The 6,437-nt window shown below is 73.2% G+C and carries 6 protein-coding genes; all 6 read left to right on the plus strand.

Annotated features, from left to right (window positions below):
* On the plus strand, nucleotides 1-389 hold a 389-nt coding region (locus L1885_RS21030), incomplete at its 5' end, for a DALR anticodon-binding domain-containing protein (protein WP_268984334.1).
* Nucleotides 390-401: 12 nt separating this feature from the next.
* Nucleotides 402-1,769, plus strand: a complete 1,368-nt coding sequence (gene lysA / locus L1885_RS21035) for a diaminopimelate decarboxylase (RefSeq protein WP_308117367.1) — start codon at nucleotides 402-404, stop codon at nucleotides 1,767-1,769.
* Nucleotides 1,770-1,880: 111 nt separating this feature from the next.
* A complete protein-coding gene (locus tag L1885_RS21040) occupies nucleotides 1,881-3,173 on the plus strand; it encodes a homoserine dehydrogenase (protein WP_235798725.1) in 1,293 nt (430 codons plus the stop codon).
* 6 nt (nucleotides 3,174-3,179) lie between these two features.
* Nucleotides 3,180-4,271, plus strand: coding sequence for a threonine synthase (thrC, locus tag L1885_RS21045; RefSeq protein WP_235798726.1), 1,092 nt, complete (start codon nucleotides 3,180-3,182; stop codon nucleotides 4,269-4,271).
* 300 nt (nucleotides 4,272-4,571) lie between these two features.
* Entirely contained in the window at nucleotides 4,572-5,489 is a 918-nt protein-coding gene (thrB, locus tag L1885_RS21050) for a homoserine kinase (RefSeq protein WP_235798727.1), read from the plus strand.
* A 413-nt stretch (nucleotides 5,490-5,902) separates the two neighbouring features.
* On the plus strand, nucleotides 5,903-6,437 hold a 535-nt coding region (locus L1885_RS21055; RefSeq protein ID WP_308117368.1), incomplete at its 3' end, for a Rho termination factor N-terminal domain-containing protein.

Raw genomic sequence — 6,437 nt, forward strand, 5'->3', positions numbered from 1 at the left:
CACCCGCCGTCCCGGGCACGCCGGCCGGCGGCGCCCTCCGTACCCGGGCGCCCCACCGCGCTCCCGCAGGCCCGGGCGGCGAGCACGCCTCCGGCACCCCGGACGGTCTCGCCGGCGAAGCGGCCCGTACGCTGCTGGACGTTCTCGCGGACCACCCCCGCGTGCTCGCGGCCTCCGGCCACCACCGCGCGCCCGACCGGCTCGCGCGCCACCTCGAAGCCGCCGGTGACCACACGCTGCGCTTCCTCACGCAGTGCCCGCCGCTGCCCGTCGGTGACGAGAAACCCTCGGCCGCCCACCGCACCCGGCTCGCGCTCGCCGAAGCCGCCGGGACGGTGCTGGCAGGCGGCCTCTCCCTGCTCGGCATCGACGCACCCGCACACCTCTGAAAGAGCACCGCAATGACCGCATCCGCCCAGTCGCCCGCCCCCGCGCAGCAGGACCCCGCCGCCTCCGACCTCGACGTACTCGACGACAAGGTGTGGGCGCGGGGCGTCCGCCGCGGCGCCGACGGCGTCGTGACCGTGCAGGACCTGGCCGTCACGCGCCTCGCCGAGGAGTTCGGCACCCCCGCCTACATCATGGACGAGGGCGACTTCCGGGCCCGCTGCCGCGCCTGGAAGGACGCGTTCGGGCCGGGCGCCGACGTCTACTACGCGGGCAAGGCGTTCCTCTCGCGGGCCATCGTGCGCTGGCTCGCAGAGGAGGGGCTGCACCTCGACGTGTGCTCGAACGGGGAGCTGACGACCGCGCTGAGCGCGGGCATGCCCGCCGAGCGCATCGGCTATCACGGCAACAACAAGACGCCCGACGAGATCGAGCGTGCCGTCGGGGCCGGCATCGGCCGGATCGTCGTGGACTCCTTCCAGGAGATCGCCCGCGTCGCGCACATCGCCCGCCGCCTCGGTGTGCGGCAGAAGGTGCAGATCCGCATCACCGTCGGCGTGGAAGCGCACACGCACGAGTTCATCGCCACCGCCCACGAGGACCAGAAGTTCGGGCTCGCGCTCGCCGGCGGGCAGGCCGAGGAGGCCGTCCGCCGCATCCTCGGGCACGACAGCCTGGAGCTGACCGGCCTGCACTCGCACATCGGCTCGCAGATCTTCGACATGGCGGGCTTCGAGGTCTCGGCCCGGCGCGTCGTCGAACTGCTCGGCCGCATCCGCGACGAGCACGGCGTCGAGCTGCCCGAGATCGACCTCGGCGGGGGCCTCGGCATCGCGTACACCTCGGACGACGACCCGCGCGAGCCGCACGAGGTCGCCAAGCGGCTGAACGAGATCGTGGGCCACGAGTGCGAGTCCGCCGGCCTCGCCACGCCCCGCATCTCCGTCGAGCCCGGCCGCGCCATCGTCGGCCCGACCGCGTTCACGCTCTACGAGGTGGGCACCGTCAAGCCGCTCGAAGGGCTGCGGACCTACGTCAGTGTCGACGGCGGCATGTCGGACAACATCCGTACGGCGCTCTACGACGCCGAGTACAGCGTCGCGCTCGTCTCCCGGCGCTCCGCCGCTGAGCCGATGCTCGTCCGCGTCGTCGGCAAGCACTGCGAGAGCGGCGACATCCTCGTGCGCGACGCGTACCTGCCCGCCGACCTCGCGCCGGGCGACCTCGTCGCGATCCCGGCGACCGGCGCGTACTGCCGCTCGCTGGCCAGCAACTACAACCACGCGCTGAAGCCGCCCGTCGTCGCCGTGCGCGAGGGAGCGGCCCGCGTGATCGTCCGGCGGGAGACGGAAGAAGATCTTCTTCGTCTGGACGTGGGTTGACGAGACAAACATCTCGGATCCTGGACGGCGGCCGGAAACTTCCGTCCAGTGCGTGAGACTGGTGGACATCCCCGCTCAGGTTCGCGGGGCTCGACGAAAGGCGTAGGTCGGATGATGCGTACGCGTCCGCTGAAGGTGGCGCTGCTGGGCTGTGGCGTGGTCGGCACAGAGGTGGCCCGCATCATGACGACGCACGCGGACGACCTCGCCGCCCGGATCGGCGCGCCGCTGGAGCTCGCCGGCGTCGCCGTCCGGCGGCCGGGCAAGGTCCGCGAGGGCATCGACCCCGCGCTCGTCACCACCGACGCGACCGCGCTGGTCAAGCGCGGCGACATCGACGTGGTCGTCGAGGTCATCGGCGGCATCGAGCCCGCCAGGACGCTCATCACCACCGCCTTCGAGCACGGCGCGTCCGTCGTCTCCGCCAACAAGGCGCTGCTCGCCGAGGACGGCCCCACGCTGTACGAGGCCGCCGAGCGGCACGGGCGCGACCTCTACTTCGAGGCGGCCGTCGCCGGCGCGATCCCCCTGATCCGGCCCCTGCGCGAGTCCCTCGCGGGCGACCACGTCAACCGGGTCCTCGGCATCGTCAACGGCACCACGAACTTCATCCTCGACCGGATGGACATCGCGGGCGCCGGCTACTCCGAGGCGCTCGACGAGGCGACCGCGCTCGGCTACGCGGAGGCCGACCCGACCGCCGACGTCGAGGGCTTCGACGCGGCGGCCAAGGCGTCCATCCTGGCGGGCATCGCCTTCCACACCCGGGTGCGCCTCGACGCCGTGCACCGCGAGGGCATCACCGAGGTCACCTCGGCGGACCTGGCATCCGCGAAACGCATGGGCTGCACCGTCAAACTCCTCGCCATCTGCGAGCGCGCCGCCGACGGCAGGTCCGTCACCGCGCGCGTCCACCCGGCGATGATCCCGCTCAGCCACCCCCTCGCCTCCGTGCGCGAGGCGTACAACGCGGTCTTCGTCGAGTCGGAGGCAGCCGGCCGGCTGATGTTCTACGGGCCCGGCGCCGGCGGCGCACCCACCGCGTCCGCCGTCCTCGGCGACCTCGTCGCCGTGTGCCGCAACCGGCTCGCCGGCGCGCGCGGCCCGGGGGAGTCCGCCTACACGCGGCTGCCCGTCAGCCCGATGGGCGACGTCGTGACGCGCTATCACATCAACCTCGACGTCGCCGACAAACCCGGTGTGCTCGCCCAGGTGGCGACGGTCTTCGCCGAGCACGGTGTCTCCATCGACACCGTCCGGCAGAAGGGCAAGGACGGCGAGGCATCGCTCGTCGTGGTCACGCACCGCGCCTCCGACGCCGCCCTGACGGGCACGGTCGAGGCACTGCGCGGACTCGACACCGTGCGCGGTGTCGCCAGCATCATGCGTGTTGAAGGGGAGTAGGGACCCATGACCATCGCAGTCGACCGCGGCCCCGTACAGGGCACCCACCAGTGGCGCGGCATCATCGAGGAGTACCGCGACCGGCTCCCGGTCGAGCCCACGACGGAGGTCGTCACGCTCCGGGAGGGCGGCACGCCCCTCGTCCCGGCCCAGGTGCTCTCCGAGCGCACCGGCTGCGAGGTGCACCTCAAGGTCGAGGGCGCGAACCCCACCGGGTCCTTCAAGGACCGCGGCATGACCATGGCGATCACCCGCGCGAAGGCCGAGGGCGCCCAGGCCGTCATCTGCGCCTCCACCGGGAACACGTCCGCCTCGGCCGCCGCCTACGCCGTACGGGCCGGAATGGTCTGCGCCGTCCTCGTGCCGCAGGGCAAGATCGCGCTCGGCAAGATGGGCCAGGCCCTCGTGCACGGCGCGCGCATCCTCCAGGTCGACGGCAACTTCGACGACTGCCTCACGCTGGCCCGCTCGCTCGCGGACAACTACCCCGTGTCGCTGGTCAATTCGGTCAATCCGGTCAGGATCGAGGGTCAGAAGACCGCGGCCTTCGAGATCGTGGACGCGCTCGGCGACGCGCCCGACATCCATGTCCTGCCCGTCGGGAACGCCGGCAACATCACCGCGTACTGGAAGGGGTACACCGAGTACGCCGCCGACGGCCCGGCCGCCCGCACCCCCCGCATGTGGGGCTTCCAGGCCTCCGGCTCGGCGCCCATCGTGCGCGGCGAGATCGTCCGCGAGCCGCACACGGTCGCCACCGCGATCCGCATCGGCAACCCGGCCTCCTGGCAGTTCGCGCTGAACGCGCGCGACGAGTCCGGCGGCGCCATCGACGAGGTGACCGACCGCCAGATCCTGCGCGCCTACCGGCTGCTGGCGGCGCAGGAGGGCGTCTTCGTCGAGCCCGCCTCGGCCGCCTCCGTCGCCGGGCTGCTCAAGGCCGCCGAGGAGGGCCGCGTCGACCCGGGCCAGCGGATCGTCTGCACGGTCACCGGCAACGGCCTCAAGGACCCCGACTGGGCCGTCCAGGGCGCCCCGCAGCCCGTCACCGTCCCCGTCGACGCCGCCGCGGCCGCCGACCAACTCGGCCTGGCCTGACGGCGGGCCCCGTACGGGCGGCGGCCACCTGAGCCGCCCGTACGGCCGAGGGCCCCGCGCTCCCGCCCCGGCGACGGGCCTCGGGCGCACGGCCCTTCGCGCGACACGCATCGTGCGCCTCCCGTGCGCCCTATGTCGCGGTGCATCCTTCCTTCGATAGGGTGTAGGAACCCACCCCGCCGCACCTGCCGCGGTGTTGCCGCGTGCCGCGGCGACCGTCCCGTGTGGGCAGCCTTCCGTGCAGACACACGAGAGCACCAAGCCGATCCCCTCGCAGGCACAAGGAGAGTCGTCAGAGCGATGGCCGGTCCCGCCTTCCGCGCCGCCGCCGTACGGGTGCGCACCCCCGCCACCAGCGCCAACCTCGGTCCGGGCTTCGACGCCCTCGGCCTCTCGCTGGGGCTCTACGACGACGTCGTCGTCCGCGTCGCCGACGCGGGACTGCACATCGACATCGCGGGCGAGGGCGCGCAGTCGCTGCCCCGCGACGAGAACCACCTGCTGGTACGGGCCCTGCGCACCGCGTTCGACCTGCTGGGCGGCCAGCCCAGGGGACTTGAGGTCGTGTGCGCCAACCGCATCCCGCACGGCCGCGGCCTCGGCTCGTCGTCCGCCGCCATCTGCGCGGGCATCGTCGCGGCCCGCGCGGTGACCATAGGCGGCGACACCCGGCTCGACGACGCGGCCCTGCTCGAACTCGCCACCGAGATCGAGGGCCACCCCGACAACGTCGCGGCCTGCCTGCTCGGCGGTTTCACCCTGGCGTGGACGGAGAACGGCGCCGCGCGCGCCATCCGCATGGACCCCGCCGCCTCCGTGGTCCCGGTGGTCTTCGTGCCCGGCGCGGCGGTGCTGACGGAGACCGCGCGAGGGCTGCTGCCCCGCACGGTTCCGCACGTCGACGCCGCCGCCAACGCGGGCCGCGCGGCGCTGCTGGTCGAGGCGTTGACCCGGCGCCCCGAACTGCTGCTGCCGGCCACCGAGGACCGCATCCACCAGGAATACCGGCAGCCCGCGATGCCGCAGAGTCTCGCGCTCGTGGCCCGGCTGCGCGAGGACGGCGTGCCTGCGATGATCTCCGGCGCGGGACCCACGGTCCTGGCGCTGGTCGAGGACGGTGCGGCCGACAAGGTCGCACGGCTGGCGGGCGAGGGATGGGCCGCGAACCGGCTGACCCTCGACGCCGCGGGTGCGAGCGTGCTTCCGCTCGGTTCATGAGGGGTACTGCGCAATCGCAGAAGTGCGACATCGCGATTGCCGGTGAGCGACAGGGGGAATGTTTGTTGGAGCCGGTAGTGTTAACCTCAAGACTGCATCCGGAGTCTTTGTGGCTCGGTGCTTCGCGTCCCCCTTCGGGACCACCCTTCTTCCGGGAGCCTCCTCAACTGCCTGAGCAGCCTGCCTGAGCAGTTTTGAGCACGCACCGGAACCGGCACGGCCTCCGCCGCCCCTCCCCGTAGCGGGTCGGGCAGGGGGTATCGGGCCGGGACCCATTGCACGTTATGCATGTTTCTCCGCCGTATCCGGCGGGACCACCGCCCCGGCACGGTCCACAAGCAAGGGCCGCAGCCGGACAGCACAACCGGTCGCCGAGCCAGATGGCCGACGTCCGCTCCAGGGAAGGACCCTTCGTGAGCGACACCACCGATCTGATGGGCGTGACTGCCGACGAAAGCGTCGACACGTCCGCGCCCGCCGCAGGTGCTGCCTCCGGCACCACCTCACGGCGCCGCCGCTCCGGCACCGGCCTCGACGGCATGGTCCTGGCCGAGCTGCAGCAGGTCGCGTCCGGCCTCGGCATCAGGGGCACCGCGCGCATGCGCAAGAGCCAGCTGATCGAGGTCATCAAGGAGGCGCAGGCCGGCGGCGGTGCGCCGGCGGCCAGGGCCGACGAGGCCGCGGAGGCCAAGCCCAAGCGCCGCGCCACGTCCCGCACGCGCACGGGTGAGCCGAAGGGCGGCAGCGAGGGCGAGACCTCCGCCGACGCGACCCAGCAGCAGATCGACATCCCCGGCCAGCCCGCGAACGACGAGCCCGCAGCGGGCGAGCGCCGCAGGCGCCGCGCCACCGCCCCCGCCGGCGCCCCCGAGCAGGGTGCCGAGGCCAAGGGCGAGCAGCAGGCCGAGGCGCAGACGTCCGCCCCCGACGCCGACACCCGGCGCGAGG

Origin of the sequence: Streptomyces fuscigenes (assembly GCF_021556455.1) — a bacterium.
Lineage (GTDB): Bacteria > Actinomycetota > Actinomycetes > Streptomycetales > Streptomycetaceae > Streptomyces > Streptomyces fuscigenes.